This is a genomic window from Bacillus sp. ZY-1-1 (genome assembly GCF_003047165.1).
Lineage (GTDB): Bacteria > Bacillota > Bacilli > Bacillales > Bacillaceae > Bacillus > Bacillus velezensis.
On the sequence record NZ_CP027061.1, the window covers coordinates 2675100 to 2690327 of the forward strand.

At 47.4% G+C, this 15228-nt stretch carries 18 protein-coding genes and 1 pseudogene; 3 read left to right on the forward strand and 16 right to left on the reverse strand.

The genetic code is table 11. The features are described from left to right. Nucleotides 1–96 precede the first annotated feature (96 nt). The 3 genes from C5I45_RS13115 (at nt 97) to C5I45_RS19950 (ending at nt 1236) form a co-directional block, all read left to right on the forward strand. Nucleotides 97–843 carry a type II toxin-antitoxin system SpoIISA family toxin gene (locus C5I45_RS13115; protein ID WP_003154806.1) on the forward strand — a complete coding sequence of 249 codons (747 nt, stop codon included), beginning with the start codon at nt 97–99 and terminating at the stop codon, nt 841–843. Then, complete coding sequence (locus C5I45_RS13120; RefSeq protein ID WP_003154807.1) at nt 844–1014, forward strand: type II toxin-antitoxin system SpoIISB family antitoxin; 171 nt, start codon at nt 844–846, stop codon at nt 1012–1014. Between the two features lie 96 nt (nt 1015–1110). Next, nucleotides 1111–1236, forward strand: coding sequence for a hypothetical protein (locus C5I45_RS19950; protein ID WP_003154809.1), 126 nt, complete (start codon nt 1111–1113; stop codon nt 1234–1236). Nucleotides 1237–1271: 35 nt separating this feature from the next. Here the strand turns inward: C5I45_RS19950 and C5I45_RS13125 are convergent, their stop codons facing one another. From C5I45_RS13125 to C5I45_RS13200, 16 genes and pseudogenes are all read right to left on the reverse strand, one after another. Beyond that, nucleotides 1272–2150 carry an N-acetylmuramoyl-L-alanine amidase gene (locus tag C5I45_RS13125; protein ID WP_058905962.1) on the reverse strand — a complete coding sequence of 293 codons (879 nt, stop codon included), beginning with the start codon at nt 2148–2150 and terminating at the stop codon, nt 1272–1274. 13 nt (nt 2151–2163) lie between these two features. Next, nucleotides 2164–2427, reverse strand: a complete 264-nt coding sequence (locus tag C5I45_RS13130) for a phage holin (RefSeq protein WP_003154813.1) — start codon at nt 2425–2427, stop codon at nt 2164–2166. A 13-nt stretch (nt 2428–2440) separates the two neighbouring features. After that, nucleotides 2441–2704 (reverse strand): hemolysin XhlA family protein, encoded by a 264-nt coding sequence (locus C5I45_RS13135; RefSeq protein WP_003154815.1) that lies wholly within the window; start codon nt 2702–2704, stop codon nt 2441–2443. 51 nt (nt 2705–2755) lie between these two features. Further along, nucleotides 2756–3516 (reverse strand): annotated as a pseudogene (locus tag C5I45_RS13140) (phage portal protein). A 56-nt stretch (nt 3517–3572) separates the two neighbouring features. Next, a complete protein-coding gene (locus tag C5I45_RS13145) occupies nt 3573–3770 on the reverse strand; it encodes an XkdX family protein (RefSeq protein ID WP_003154819.1) in 198 nt (65 codons plus the stop codon). A gap of 5 nt (nt 3771–3775) precedes the next feature. Beyond that, the gene (locus C5I45_RS13150; protein ID WP_014304856.1) at nt 3776–4147 is read right to left on the reverse strand and encodes an XkdW family protein; all 372 of its coding nucleotides are present in this window, start codon (nt 4145–4147) and stop codon (nt 3776–3778) included. Nucleotides 4148–4159: 12 nt separating this feature from the next. Further along, nucleotides 4160–5782, reverse strand: coding sequence for a pyocin knob domain-containing protein (locus tag C5I45_RS13155; protein ID WP_107994432.1), 1623 nt, complete (start codon nt 5780–5782; stop codon nt 4160–4162). Between the two features lie 2 nt (nt 5783–5784). Continuing rightward, nucleotides 5785–6057 carry a hypothetical protein gene (locus C5I45_RS13160; protein ID WP_014304854.1) on the reverse strand — a complete coding sequence of 91 codons (273 nt, stop codon included), beginning with the start codon at nt 6055–6057 and terminating at the stop codon, nt 5785–5787. Further along, nucleotides 6054–6632: a YmfQ family protein gene (locus tag C5I45_RS13165; RefSeq protein ID WP_007407262.1), complete on the reverse strand. Its 579-nt coding sequence runs from the start codon at nt 6630–6632 to the stop codon at nt 6054–6056. The genes C5I45_RS13160 and C5I45_RS13165 overlap by 4 nt, the downstream gene beginning before the upstream one ends. Next, on the reverse strand, nt 6616–7662 hold the full coding sequence (locus tag C5I45_RS13170) for a baseplate J/gp47 family protein (protein ID WP_003154824.1): 1047 nt from the start codon (nt 7660–7662) through the stop codon (nt 6616–6618). The genes C5I45_RS13165 and C5I45_RS13170 overlap by 17 nt, the downstream gene beginning before the upstream one ends. Continuing rightward, on the reverse strand, nt 7655–8080 hold the full coding sequence (locus tag C5I45_RS13175) for a DUF2634 domain-containing protein (RefSeq protein WP_003154825.1): 426 nt from the start codon (nt 8078–8080) through the stop codon (nt 7655–7657). Before C5I45_RS13175 ends, C5I45_RS13170 begins: the two co-directional genes overlap by 8 nt. Nucleotides 8081–8183: 103 nt before the next feature. Then, nucleotides 8184–8450, reverse strand: a complete 267-nt coding sequence (locus tag C5I45_RS13180; RefSeq protein ID WP_007610818.1) for a DUF2577 family protein — start codon at nt 8448–8450, stop codon at nt 8184–8186. Beyond that, nucleotides 8450–9427: an XkdQ/YqbQ family protein gene (locus C5I45_RS13185; RefSeq protein WP_003154829.1), complete on the reverse strand. Its 978-nt coding sequence runs from the start codon at nt 9425–9427 to the stop codon at nt 8450–8452. The genes C5I45_RS13180 and C5I45_RS13185 overlap by 1 nt, the downstream gene beginning before the upstream one ends. A gap of 13 nt (nt 9428–9440) precedes the next feature. After that, a complete protein-coding gene (locus C5I45_RS13190) occupies nt 9441–10100 on the reverse strand; it encodes a LysM peptidoglycan-binding domain-containing protein (RefSeq protein ID WP_007610816.1) in 660 nt (219 codons plus the stop codon). After that, entirely contained in the window at nt 10093–15054 is a 4962-nt protein-coding gene (locus C5I45_RS13195) for a transglycosylase SLT domain-containing protein (protein ID WP_107994433.1), read from the reverse strand. Before C5I45_RS13195 ends, C5I45_RS13190 begins: the two co-directional genes overlap by 8 nt. Continuing rightward, on the reverse strand, nt 15042–15194 hold the full coding sequence (locus C5I45_RS13200; RefSeq protein ID WP_015239684.1) for a hypothetical protein: 153 nt from the start codon (nt 15192–15194) through the stop codon (nt 15042–15044). The genes C5I45_RS13195 and C5I45_RS13200 overlap by 13 nt, the downstream gene beginning before the upstream one ends. Between the last annotated feature and the right edge of the window lie 34 nt (nt 15195–15228).

Below are 15228 nucleotides of genomic sequence, written 5' to 3' on the forward strand. Positions count from 1 at the left end.
GCTTCTTTACAGAAGCGGTTTTTTTTGTGACAGGAAAATGATGTCATGACATAGAATGAACATAGCAGACCATTTTTCGAATTGTGAGGGATGCTCATGCTTTTGTTTTTTCAGATCATGGTGTGGACGATGGCGGCCGCACTCATTTTATATGTGTACGCATCCTGGCGGTATGAAGCAAAGGTAAAAGAAAAAATGTTTGCCATCCGTAAAACGTGGTATTTACTATTTGTAGTAGGCGCCATGGTCTATTGGACATATGATCCCGAATCGCTCTTTGCCGCATGGAGACAATATTTGATTGTTGCCGTCTGCTTTGCCCTTATTGATGCGTTTATCTTTTTGAGCGCGTATATCAAAAAGCTCGCCGGCAATGAATTAGAGACGGATACGCGGGAAATTTTAGAAGAAAATAACGAAATGCTTCACTCCTATCTTGAAAAACTGAAAACCTATCAATATCTGTTGAAAAATGAACCGATCCATGTATATTATGGAAGTACAGAAGCTTATGCGGAAGGCATCAGCAGACTGCTGGCCGCTTATGGAGAAAAAATGAATGTCACGGCTTCCTTGTGCGACTATTCCGCACAATCGGATAAGGACCGCTTGACGGAGCATATGCCTGATGCGGCGGACGTTCAGTCCCGTCTTAACCGTAAAGACGTCTACTATGATCAAAAAGGCAGGCTTGTGCTTATTCCGTTTACAGTCCAGGACCGCCATTACGTGATCAAACTCACGTCGGAAAACCTGTTGACGGAATTCGATTATTTGCTTTTCACATCGCTAACGAGCATTTATGATTTAATGCTGCCAATAGAAGAGGAAGGTGACGGTTAAATGGAGCAGGCATTTCAAAACGGGCAGCCGGAACAAAGAGCGAAACCGTTCAAAATGTTTAAAAAACGTTCAATGACAAGTATCGCAAGTTACCAGGTCAGCCCTCATACCGCCAGAATTTTTAAAGAAAACGAGCGGCTGATTGACAAGTATAAACAAAAAAAAGCTTGATTACACTAAGGACAGGAGACACGGCTCTTGTCCTTATTCCTTTTTTCCATATCTTTCATATAATAAAACCAACAAAGAGATGCGACAGGTGATGATGTGAAGAAAATTGTCAGGCGCGTAAAGTTTGTGGATTACGGACGCTTCGGGCTTTCCGCTTATTCGCTGAGGATGCGGGCGAGGAATCTCGGGTTATTGAACCGGTTAAAAAAGAAAAAAGGCTGAATCCCGCAATGTGAACGGGACTCAGCCTTTTTTTGTTAAAGCTGCATCAGAATTTTCGCTTTTACAGCGGGACCGTAGACGCCGTCAGACGTCAGTCCGTTTACAGATTGGAAGCGGGCCACGGCATCTGCCGTTTTCGGACCGTAGATACCGTCAATGCCGTTATTGACAGCTCCTTTTTCAGGATAGAAATAAAGCGCGGCGAGCGCGTTCTGCACCTGGTATACCTTTTCACCGGACGTGTACGGCTCTGTCAGCTTGATCACCTCATCCGGAAGAGAATACAGTGCTTCAACCGGCGGGCTGACGATCAGCACTTGTCCGACTTTAATCAAGTTCGGGTCAGCGATGTTATTCCATTTCTGCAGATCGGCCACGCTGACGCCGAATTTCCGCGCGATCGCCGACAGCGTATCTCCTTTTTGGACGGTATACGTCTGTCTTTCCCCAGAACCGATTCCCGCTTTAAACTCATCCCATGTATCCAGCAGTCTTCTCGGACAAAGCTTTCCTGACCAATGCTTGTGCGCAACGACATTCGCAAGCGGGATGCCGTGCGACGTCATTAATGTGCGGATGAGCCATTGGGCGTTTGCCACGGCCTGCGAAAAGTTGCCGTCTGCGTTTTCACAAATTTCAATACCGATGGATTTACGGTTGCCGTCCCCGTTTCCGTCACCGGCATGCCAGCCGTTTTCGTTCAGCGGAAGATGCTGATAAATTTCCGTATCATCGACTGTGAAATGCCAGCTTGTCGGTGTATCGGGATTTTTCACATAGCTTGCGTGACTTTTGGCGTTAGCTCCGACTGCGGTATTGGCTGTATTGTGCACCGTAATGTAAATCGGTGTCATTGCATAGCCTGGGCGGTTATTGTTTCCTGCCGGGATAAAATCCTGTGTGATTTTCACCATATTCTCATCTCTCCTATTTCGATAAATTGTTTATTTTTAATAAAGCCTGCTGTTTTTTCCCTTTTGCTGTAACATAATTGTTTTTAAACCAGGCGGCGGCAGTCGTTATGATTGTAAAAACGGCCGACCCGGCGGCATACAGCGTATCTGCAAGCTGGCTGACCTGGTCCTCCTGAATATTCAGCGGCGATTTGCCGAACATCAGCAAAGTTTGATTCAATAAAGCAAGCAAAAGAAGCACCGTCCTGACGACCGTGCCTTTGTCCGCGAATTTCATATCGGTTTCCCCCTTACTTTTGCAGCAGATTGTACATGATGGCGATGGCTCCGCCAATGACGCCCGTGCAGATTGCTGTCACGATCGCTCCTGTAATGGTCCGCTTAATCCATGTTGTGTTTTCGTCAATTTTGTTCAGTTTTTCATTCAGCGTCATGATTTGCTGATCCTGCCGGTCTGATACCCGCTCTAATGCGGCTACCCGCTGTTCAAGCACCTTTTGTTCACCTTTGATGCCTGCGAATTCTTTTTGCACCGCTTGTTCATCCAGAAGCACTTCCGCTCCCTCCTCTTACATTGTTCTCACCTCCCTTCGGAAGCTTCATTCTTAAGAAAATGCCGTGCCTTTGACAGAAAGGCTCCCGCCGGAAATGCTCTTGATTTCCATGACGATTTCCTTAAAGCCGGCAATATCAAATGACCACACTTCTTCTGTGCCAGACGTACCGGCGGCTGATGTCCCGTCATCAGACCTGATTCCTCTGATCGGCACATTTTTTCCCGAGATGGATCTCCCCCAAAACGCGACATGGCCCGACTCAGCCGTACCGGTGATTTCGACGAGAAGTTTTTTCCAAGCGCCTGCTGAGAAGATGCTTCCCTCGCCCGCCTCTGCTGCATTTCCATGAAAAATCACGTCTGTATATGAAAACGCCATATCACCGCCCGTACCGACAGATTGGTATAAAACAAATTCGGACTGCTTTTGATTTCCATTTTCAAAACGGAACCGGTAATATCTTTTTGTCAGGCTGACCCACCCCGAAGCGGTCAGCACTCCGCCTTTTACTGCGACAAAATGTGAAGCTGTCCACGAATTGTTATCCTCGCTCTCTTCGATAAAAAGAGTTCCGCTGCGGTCCGAATAAGCCCACCCTGTGCTCTGTCTATTAAGACGGCTCCTAAACGGTCTTGTCCGAATTGGCTGTAGACTTCAATCGCTTCTAGCGGCGTATTGGTAAGAAGCTCTGCCATTCCGGACAAATCAGCAACCGGTGTGACATAATCGTTTTTGTTACCGCGATAAGCTTTTACGGCGCCGGGCCTGCCAAGTTGATCGGCGGGAAATTCAAATGAATGCTTTTTCATCGGCCGTCCTCCTGTTCTCATTTATTAAAAATGACAAATAAAAAAAGCCGTTTGGCTTATGACACAGCATTTTTATAGTTTTCGTATGTTTCACCCGTTATTTCTTGAAATTCCTCAGGCGTGATATACTTCGCGGCCACCCCTTCAGCCAGATCTTCGGCAGAGCAGTCATCATAGCCCATAGCCTGTTTTACCATTTCTGTTGAGGCCCACTCATAAAACAAGGCGTAAACCCAAAAGTTAAGTTTTTTCATTTTTTTCATTCTCCTTTTACGTTTAAGAGTTCCAGTTTTAAAGACGCTAATTGCCTGCCGAGTGACTGCTGCGCTTGTTCGGCTGCTTTTCTGGCCAATTTCTCATTCGCCAGCTGTCCGCCGAGGCCTGCAAGCTGGTTTGAATCGGGAGCCGTATCTTTTTTTAAGCTCTCTTTATATGCTTCGTCAGCGGTTTCCACCCATTCTTGTTTCTCTTCATCAAAAAATGGGCGCCACATGCCTTCGCCGTTTATTTCCGGCGGAAAGCCCGCAGCGTTAGGCGGCATCACATAATCTCCTGTCTCAGAATCCGGATAAAGCTCAACCGGAGTGCCTGTATAAATGTTGTCATTGTCATACGGAAATATTAATTTCATATTCTCGCTCCTTTACGTGAGTGCCAAAACAAGGTCAATATAATAGCCGTTCACGTTATTTTCTATATTGGCCATAATTCCCGTCAGCTTCATATCTCCATTAGAATAGATAATAAATTTGCTGTAACCGGTGGTGCCGCTGGCTGCAACCATCGTCACAACGCCTTTGGCCGGCGCACAAGAGGATGGCACACTCCCGAATACCACTTCTCTGTCCGTAAGAACGTGTCCGTTCAGGTGAAGGGTGTTTCCCACTTTACGGTATTGAAGCGGCCTGTCTCCTGATTTAGCGCCATTTTTATAAGGAACATTTATCCAAGGTACATTCTCAGTATCAAGTTCAGTAACGAGGCGACGCCAGCCCTGCCAGCCCAAGTTCAAATCCAAATAGTTCGTGAACATATTATTTTTATAATCGACGGCAATGACATACCCAAACGTTCCTTTCCCCTCACTGTCAAGAGAGGTAAAATGAAACATGCCGCGGGTTGAAGCGTTGCTCGGACTGTTTGCCGCTTTGCCGGTTGAATAAAAGGTGCCGAACGCCCTGCCGTTTTTAACGATTTTTTCAAGAAAGTTATCATCATCACCAATTGTCAGAAGATAGCCGCCGTTATCGTTTGTTATTTTCGAAAGCTGTGCGCCGTTCCACATATCTTTATCCGCCTGTGTGACATGAATGTCTTTTTTATTGGCGTGAGTCTCTACTTTTGCTTGAGAGCCTGAATCTGTTTCTTGTTGGCTCCATTCCGACCATACGCCTTTAGTGCTGAAACTTCGGACGTATATGGGATTTCCGGCGGTCACTGTGTCTATAAACATTTGGACAAAAGTCGGTGATGCTCCGCGGGTTCTTTGCATGACAATTAATTGTCCGTATTCCGCAGGCTTATTTTCCGTATGCTGAACTGATATATAGTAGATGCCGGACGTTTTTATATTGTCTAAGTTTGTTTCTGTTACCGTTTTAGCATTCCCGTCATTGTCAGTCAGATTGAATAACTGCCCTGCATTCCATTTGTCTTTGTCAGACTTGGTTACATGAAGATCTGTTTTGTCGGCATGCTCATTTACTTTTGCTTGTGCTCCGGCAGCTGTTTCAAATGGCATCCATTCCGTCCAGATGCCGTTTTTCAGCGTTTTTCTCCAAAATCCCCCGTCATCTGAGAAAGCGGCCGCCTCTCCGTTATTCTCTGAAGAATAAAGGTATATACCCTCTGACGGTTTAGGCGGGGTATTTATTCCGGTTGCAGCTGCTGAGAAAGTAAAGGTCTTATTCTGGCTGGCAGCGGTCTGATGAAAATCCTGTCCGTCAGAGATATTAATAAAAGCGGAGCCATCATCTTTTGTGATTTTAGACAATTGCCCGTTATTCCACTTCTGGCGCTCTTCTTTCGTCACATGCCGGTCCAGATCTTGATTGTGCCGGTCAAAATCTTTCTTTGCTGCCTGCTGGACATTGTCCACGTTTCCGAGGCCGATTTGCGCCTTTGTCGTTTTGTGCGGGTTGTTCATGTCGTTTTTATGGGCCGCCAGATCCGTGTGGGCGTCTTTTATGCCTTTTTCCCAGCGGTTGACGTCATCTTCATTAATCGGATCGTCCGGAAGCCAGTCTGTTTTTTCTTCGTAAGCCATCGTTACACCACCTCAAAGGTAAATCTTAAATCAAGCGTTCTGTTATTGTTGAGATCTAAATTTGTTTTTCGTTCTGTAATGACGCTTCCTGTTTCGTCAAGCATCTGCACGGTTTCAATGTGTTTGACGTCTTCTTCCCTGCGTGTGAGAACGGTGACTGCGGCATCTTTTACGGAAATGTCCGCAATCGGAGTTTCTTTGCCGTTTAACAGCACTTTTGTGATCCTGTTTTTCAGATCGGCTGCGGCACGCTGTCTGTAAGCGGCTGATATCATGGTAAGACCACCTCGTTATTGTTGAGTGTGACGGAATAACCGACCTTCAGTTCACTGACTTTTCGGTATCTCCGATTGTTGAGAATGACCCGGTCTTTGATTTCCAGTGTTTCGTTTAATGCGGCTCTCAGTGTATACGCCAAATGAGCGGGTTTGATTTTTTCAAGCGTTTCAATCAGCTCGTTCATGTGCTGCAGGTCATCAAGCCCGATATCGGCATAAAAACGATACTGCCCCGGAAACATCCGAACATAAGCTGACGGATGTTTTAAAAAACGGTTTAGCGCCTGCTCAATCGCTTGATGTGTGATGGGCGGAATATTCGACATCTTCGAGATCAGCCTGAGCCGTCTCATATCCTCCGTGTCACCTGATTCCCGCGGTATTTTTAATATTTTTTCCCAGCGGTCAAGCCCCCATGTCGCCGTCGTGATAAAGAGCTGATCCGTCAAATCGAAAATATCGTTATTCTGCCGCTCAAACTCAGGAGCTTCCGCCTCAAGCAGTTGTGCCATCTCTTTTAATCGGGTTAAAAACGGCGGGAGGTACGCCGTCATCTCATCGAGTCTGCTCAAGGATTTTCACCTCTTTGAGTTTAGGAATTTCCACGTCACTGAGCACGAGGTTTTCCGCCGCACCGTTCATTTTAATATCGGCGTAGTCACTGACGGATGCCGAGTTATAAACGATGTTGTTAATTTGTGATAAACGGACGGTGTTTTCTTCAAAGGCCATTTTCTTGAATAAATTCAGGACGCCTTTTTCAATCTCCGCTTTTACGTCATCGATCGAGCTGTTCAGCTCAGGCAGCACGGAAGCGGAGATTTCGATTTCCTTCCATACGGCGCTTTCCACCGTTACTGCCGCTCCGATCGGCGCCTGTCCTTCTCCCTGCCCTTCGTCCGGATCAATATAATCCTTTACTTTTTTGATCAGAATATCTGATGCCGGTTCCAAATTCGCATTTGTGATGACAACTTTCACTGTTCCGTCTCCGTTCCAAAGCGGGAAGATTTTTGCCCTGCCGACGCCGTCAACCTCTTCGGCCCATTGTTTATAATGCTGTTTATTTGCGCTGACTGCCTCCCGGCGGACACGGGTAAAATAGCGCGCCCTTAAGCTGTTGTCATCTTCTTCCTCACGGCCGGGAATTAATATATCGCGCATGACTGCTTTCTCAAGCCCGGGTATCGTATCAAGCGGCAGCAGGTTCTGCCCCGAAATGCCGGCATTGCCCGCTTCACCGGCTGTTTCACATTCAAGCGTTCCATCCCCCGTATATTGAAAATACAGGTTATCAACGAAGAAACGGGAGCCTGGCGGAATGGTGATGCCCGCTGTGAATTCTCCGGCTCTGACCGCTTTAGTGGCAGGTGTTCGTTCAATTCCCGCCTCAGCAGCACGCCTGTCCAGAAATTCACCCTGAGCCGTATCGGAAAACACGAGCTCCAGCACGGTATCCAGCCAAATATAAGACTTTGCGAGCTCAGCGGCCGCAGGCGCGAGCGCATTGTAAATGACGCTGCCTTCTCTCGTATCAATATCCGCCGTAACGCGCGCCAGCATTCTGTCCATAATGTCGTCAAACGTCTGAGCTTCAAACATCCTCACCCAGCACCTCCTCTATCTCAAGCATGCCCTCATCAGTTTCAACGGTAAAAGAGACGATGAAGGCATCATCTTTTTTCTCAATCTCAAAATTGGTAACGGCCAAAATACGGTCATCATACAGCAAGGCTTCTTCTATCAGTCTTGGAATCTCCATTTTTTTATAAGCATCCGTCGTGTTCTGATCTGAAAGCACTTCCTGAAGTTCGTTTCCGATATCATGGCTGAAAACCGAATATGAATACCGTTCTGTGTGAAGAGCGATATAGACGAATTGTCTGATTGCGTCCAGTCCGTTTATCAGTTCATTGGTAATCCGGTTGTTTTCAAAGTCAATTCGGTAGGTTTGTGAAGTCTCAACAGCCTCACTCGCATCCTCCAAATCTTCAAATTCGATTTCCGGTGTCAGGGCCATTGCACCCGCTCCTTTTAGATTTGTTCATGTAAAAAAGCCCTCTTCGGCAGATGAAGCGGCTTTAATAGGCTGATATTCCCGTATATCTCCGTCCGGATGCCGGTTAAATTTTGTCCAGTACAAAGAAAGACTGTCCTCCTGTTAAAGCGGCGGTCATCACCCGATCTCCCGCCTGGAGCTGATCATCTTCTCCGGATCTCAGCCGCTTCGGCACAATGAGTGCATCAGACGGAATCAAAAGTTTGTCGTGATCTTTCAGTTTCAGCTCGAGCGGCGAAACGGAGGTCACTTCGGCCGGCATCAGCTCCACCGGCGCTTCAGCGTCAACCGCTCCGACAGCTAAATGTTTAATAGCATCACTTAATCTCATCAGGCTGTCCCCTCCGGAAGTGAATTTTTCTCCGTGACGTCAATCGTCATGGTATGTTTTGTTCCTTGGAATTCATGGCGGTCCGTATCTACATAATAGGTTTTCTTCAGCCCGATTTCCGGAATTGAAATATAGACGGGCAATCCGCTTTCCAACCCAGGAATACCGATCGCCTGTATATTTTTCAGCTCTTTCTTAATGCCTTTTTTCTCAGCCTGCTTCACTTTTGCGCGCTGTTTCAGTTGGGCTTCGTTAATGTCGTCAGAAACCGTTTCGGTATACTGCAAAACGCCGAATGTTTTCATGCCGGCGCTGTCTGAGGCGGAAGCCTTTATCGTTTTATTGTCTTTTTGCAGCCGCATGACGACACGGGTTGCGGTGTCATCAATTGAGGTGCTGTATTGATACCCTGTAATATTAACTCCTGTTTCCAGCACCCATATGTCAGACGGCTCCGGCCATTCACGCAAGCCGAGCCTGCCTTTTTCTGAATAGAGCTGATAATTGCGCCCCGTCTGGCTTTTTGTCTGCTTTAACGCTTTTAGCATCATATCGTAAAGGCTTGTATCATTTTTAAAAACGAGTGATTTAATGGTATGGCCTGTGTTGGCAATGGATGTGACGGGAATTTGAAAATCGCTGGCGATCCTTTTTAATATTTGATCAGCGCGCTTGTTGGAAAACACGTAAACGTCCTGGTTTTTCACAAGGTATTGGAGCATATCGTATGCGGTGAAGGCGACGGTATGCTCATCGGGCGTTCTTGCAAAAACAATGCCGCGGAACAGCTCTTTTCCGTTCCATTTGAACAAAACCGTATCCCCTTCTGATACGCCGTAATACGTCTGGCTGCCCTGCTTTACGACAATCGTCGCTTCGATGGAGCGGGGCGCCTGATATCTGTGTCCTTCCAGCGTTACGCTTTCTGTGACAAGCTCGAGCCACTCCGTTTCCTTTATGACAAATAGTTCAATCATCTTTTCACCCGTTTCATTGCGGTATCTTCAGCTTCTGCCCCGGGAAGATCCAATGCCCAGGCTGCCGGATATTCCGTTTGCTGCGCTTAATCATGGCGGTTTTATTCGCGTTCCAGATTTTCCGCCACTCCGTGTGTTTTCCGTAAAACTTGCCGGCGATGTCCCAAAGCGTATCCCCTTTTTTGACGGTATATGTTTTGGGTGAAGCTTTGGACGGGCGCTTCGCTTTCGTTTTTTTCTTTTGTTTGATTTTTCTTGGCGAAGCGGTTTTATATTCTTTCAGTACGATATCAAAATTCCGGTCGCCGATTTCATTGTCACCTTCGCTGTAATTAAAGCTTTCAATGCTGCATGTGACATTGATTTTTGTCCCTGTAATCAAAAACTGAACGGGTTTTTTCGCTTTCATCCATGCTTCAATGGCTGAAATGGCTTTTTCCGGTGAAGGAATGCTTTGATATTCGGCAATCGGGCTGTACCGTTTCGGAAAAAAAGAAGAGAACGAAATTTCTTTCGCTCCCGGTTCTTCGATAAACGTCACCTCTCCAAGTCCGGTGACTTTCACGGAATCATTCTGCACGCTGTTTGCGATATCAATCGCTTCAGGGAGAACGGGAAGCCGGAGCTTGTCCTTCCCCTGAGACAGCCAAAATTCGTAAACAGATTTAGTCAAAAGCAACGGCCCCCTTTGCTCCGGTATAAATGTCTTTTTGCAGTTCATCAATCAGCGCCTGTTTGATTTTGGCGGCTAGGCTCTCGGCGTCCTGCCCGTTATGGAAATGCTGATCGCCGCTGAATTCGATTTTAATTTCTTTTGTTCCCGTTTTTTGAACGGTTTGGCCGCCGCCTTTAACGGCTGCGGAAACCGTGCCGGCTGAAAGCGCCGCCGGTTCCGTCCGGGACGGATCGGACACTTCCATGCCGAGCGCCTGAGCCGCTTTTTGCAGCAGATATCGGCCGCGGATGCCCCGCTCTTCAGGGATGATCCACTCCCGTTTGTTCCCTTCGCCGACACGGGCGATCTGCTCCTTGGTAATCAGACCCCCATTGGCATAACCGACGTAAGGGCCGCCATGAGCCATACTTTTAATCCCGGGGACATTGCTGATCGAGCCGTATCGGCTTTTAATATAGCCGATAGCGGCAGCGGCGTTGTGGATTGGATTTCTGATATCATTCATGCCCGGCGCTTTGTGATCTTCAAAGGTGCTCGGAATCGTCTGCATAAGCCCCTGTGACGGGTGTCCGGCTTTGGCGTTGCTGTCCCATAGATTAATGGAATTAGGGTTGCCGCCTGACTCATGCTGTGCGATCGTCATTAATCCCGGAAGCCAGCTGATCGGCGTATTGGTTGCTTTCATTGCGGCCAAAAGCCATTCTTTGACGCTTCCTCCCGCTGCACCCATACCGGAAAAGGCTGCTGCAAGCGAGCCTGCCTGTTTTTCCGCATATTTTTTCACGTCAACTGAGCTGAGACCTTTGACGACGCCGACTGAAGCAAAGCGTCCGAGACTCATCATGACACGGGAAGGAGAGTGAATATCAAGCTCTTCCCTGAATGCGTCCTCGACTTTTTTGGCCATATCTTTGGCCGCCTGTTTGACTTCGCTTCCTTTTGCAGTCATTCCTGATACGAAGTGTCCGATCAGGCCTGACCCCCAGCCGTTCGCGGAATCTCTTGATTGCACAAACGGTTTATTGATATGTGTGCTTACGTATTGCGACGTTCCCGTATCTTTTGCATTCTGTCCGGCCGAATAACCTTTCACTGTGGCGGCGCCCCATGATGACGATTGATTAACCGCCGATTGATAAGGTGTTTTCACCTTTGTTTTTAAAAACGAATCGGTGCCCGTCGGCGATGTATTCTGACCTTTGGCATAGCCCGCAGCGACTTGCTTTCCGTAATCGGGCGAAGACGAAATAAGGGCGTTAAACGGCGTTCCGATGTTTTTCTCCTTCCAGCCGTCCATGTCCACCGCTTTATTGCTGATTCCGCTGTCAAAGCCTTCAGTAAACTGTTTGCCGAGTGATGAAGCCGTCCCCGCAAATCCGGAAGCATCCACAGACGCAGCGGCCGATACAGACGCCGAAGAAGAAACACCGCCCGCTCCCGCCGGCACAGCAGAAGATTGAGTTGAAGCCGCACCCATATCATCGACAACACGCATGCCGAGCTTAGACGCAGCTTGTGAAAGCAGCATCTTCCCCCGGCCGCGATTGTTGTCGACGGGGATGACAAATTCTTTTCCGGCTTCACCGATCCAGGAAATGGTCGGCTTTGTAATGTAGCCGCCCGTGGCGTTTTTGTCCGGTTTTTTCTTTTTATCTCCGCCGCCTGTGACGAAGTCCATTACGCCTGAAATCAATTTGCCGCCGGTTTTATCCCAAATCTTTTTCACCCAGTCGAATGCTGCAGAAAAAGCATCTGATATGGCTGTTCCCACTTTTACAAGAGGTTCTTTTATATGTTTCTCAAACCAGCCGCTTAACCCTTTCCATATATCCTTTACCGTATCTAAAGCAGTCGTGAAAGCGTCTGATATTCCTTTTCCGACTTTTTCCACCATGTTTTTCACCGGGTTCCAGACAATATCCATGAACCAGCCGGATACCGTACTGAAAACAGATTTAATTTTATCCCAAGCTCCTGTGATTTTACTCCAAATGGACGTCGCTACTCCGACGACAGCCGATTTTACGGGCTCCCAGACAGTGCTCATAAACCAGCCGGATACTGTGCTGAAGACACCTTGAATCGTCGTCCACGCATTCACGATATTTGACCAGATGCTTGTCGCCACTCCGACGACAGCCGTTGAAACCGGCGTCCATACATTCTCCATGAACCAGGATGACACCGTGCTGAAAATCCCTTGAATCGTCGTCCACGCATTCACAATATTTGACCAGATGCTTGTCGCCACTCCGGCGACAGCTGATGAAACCGGCGTCCATACATTTTCCATGAACCAGGATGAAACGCTTCCCCAAGTATCTTGTATTGTTGTCCAAGCACTTTGCGCCGCTTCGGAAATATCATTCCATGTGTCTTTCAAAGCCCCTGAATCAAAGGCCTCTCCCAAGCTGGAACCGCCTAAACTGCCGGCGATGCCGCCTACCGCGCCGCCGATTAATGTGCCCACTCCGGGAACAACGCTGCCGATTGCCGCTCCGGCCGCGGCTCCTGCAAGACCGCCGCCTGCTGAGCCGACCTTCTCTCCTGCATTATCTTTATTGATGCCGGCTAAATCAGTAAGTGATAACAATTCACCTATGCCGGGAATTCCTTTAGCGGCACCTTTTAACCCTTTCATACCGCCTTTCAGCGCCTTTGAATCTCCTAAGCCTTTCAAAAGCCCGCCGATGCCTTTACCTGCCCCTTTTGTTTTCGGCGTGTTTACGGATGCCTGTTTGCTTTCCTTTACGGAGGAACCTCTTTTCGAAGATTTATTCCGCCCTTCGACTTTACTGCTTTTGCCCCTCGTCACTCCGGTACAGCAGCAGCAGCCCCCCAAAGCCCCGCCGGTTTTTTTGGCTGACCTTCCTGAAGATTTCGGTGATGGTCCCGTGCGCTGCGGACCCTTTGTCAGCTCAGGACGCTTCGGGCTGTTGGTGCCGCCGGCAGAAAGGCTCCCCTTACTCTTTTCTTTTTTCGTGCCGCCTCCTAATAATCCGCCGATATTGAGTTTGCCTAATTTTTCAGCGATTCCTGAAAATATTTTTTCTATTAATTCCCCGGCTTTTTCCATGATTTTGTCCGGGCTGAATTTCTCAAATTTCTTGGCAATCTTGCTGACAATTTTATCAACAAATGCCTCGGCTTTTTCGATGATCGCATCAGGGCTGAACTTGCCGAACTTTTTATCAATGCCTCCGAACAGTGAGGAAGTAAACTGCTCCACTTTTTCCAGAATCTTATCCGGATTGAGAAAATCGAATTTCTCAGAAATTCGGTCAATCGTGTCATTTACAAATTGTTCGGCGCGGTCGATTAGCTTATCAGGACTGAATTTACCGACAACGTCGTCGACTTTCTTCATAAACGAATCAGTAAAATGATCCAGCTCTTTCAATATGGTCTCCGGACTGAATTTGCTGACAACGTCATCAACCTTTTTCATAAATGAATCAGTGAATTTATCCAGTTCTTTCAATATGGCTTCCAGACTGAATTTACTCACGACCCCGTCTACCTTTTTCATAAACGAATCAGCGAATTTTTCCAGCTCGGCTAATATCGTCTCCGGGCTGAATTTGCTTGCAATCTCGTCCACTTTTCCCATGAATGACGTCGTGAACTTGTCCAGCTCGGCTAATATCGTTGCCGGGCTGAATTTGCTTGCGATTTCATCCGCTTTCCCCATGAATGAGGTCGTGAACTTATCCAGCTCTGCTAATATCGTCTCCGGGCTGAATTTGCTCGCGATTTCATCCACTTTCCCCATGAATGAGGTCGTGAACTTGTCCAGCTCGGCTAATATCGTCTCCGGGCTGAATTTGCTCGCGATTTCGTCCACTTTTCCCATGAATGAGGTCGTGAACTTATCCAGCTCTGCTAATATTGTCTCCGGGCTGAATTTGCTTGCAATCTCGTCCGCTTTCCCCATGAATGAGGTCGTGAACTTGTCCAGCTCGGCTAATATCGTTGCCGGGCTGAATTTGCTCGCAATCTCGTCCGCTTTCCCCATGAATGAGGTCGTGAACTTATCCAGCTCTGCTAATATTGTCTCCGGGCTGAATTTGCTCGCGATTTCATCCGCTTTCCCCATGAATGAGGTCGTGAACTTATCCAGCTCTGCTAATATTGTCTCCGGGCTGAATTTGCTCGCGATTTCGTCCGCTTTCTTCATAAAGCTTGCAGCGAATTTATCCAGTTCCGCTATGATTGTTTCCGGATAAAATTTGGATGCGATATCATTGACTTTTTTCATGAAGGTGTCTGCAATGGAGTCAAGCATTGAAAAATCATTTTTCGGTGAAGCAGGAGCAGCAGATGCAGAAGCTTTTCCGACGTCCGGCATATTCTTTTGCATTGCAGCCAGCTGTGCTGTCACCTTTTCGTTTAACGATAATTGAATGACATTGTTTTTCCCCGTCAGCGAATCAATCCCCGCTGAAATTCGGCCGACTGTTTTCATGACGTGATCTATGACGCGTATAGTGACAGAGTACCCGTTCTTTAACGCAGATTGCATGTAGCGTTTGATACGTTCCATGGCAGGAGTCACTTCGTCTGACGCATACAGTGAAACGGTAAATCCTTTAAAACCGGCAGCCAGATCCCGCAATCTCTCAAATGCCGCTGTCGCGCTGTCTTTTGCTCCTATTTTAACGGTTAAAGACGCAGGCAGACCCGCTAATTGGGCTTGCACCTTTTGAATGACGGCACTGGCTCCGTCTTCAGCTGAAATAGAGATCATTTGTGCGCCCAGCTTTCTTTTCATAGAGCGCTGGATGCGGTCAATTGTTCTTAAAACAGATTTACTCTCTTTGCGTATATCAATTTCACTTTGGCGTTTTGTCATTTTCCTGTATTTCTCAAGCGCTCTGAAGCCATTTTGGATTTTCCTTATTTTCTTTGAAACCCGATCTTCCAATTCAAAACGGGCGGTCAGCTTTGCCATGATGTCGCTCCCCCTTTCTTCGCTTGTTTTTCAAGAATGTCCAGCTTGTAACCGATTAAACCGTACAACAGCGCCTTAAAATGTCTCGGTGCTTCATATAACTCTTTCAGTTCTGATGGAGAATAATGAAGCTCATGCATCGCGTAATAGAGATACACGGCTTCCTTATTCCCA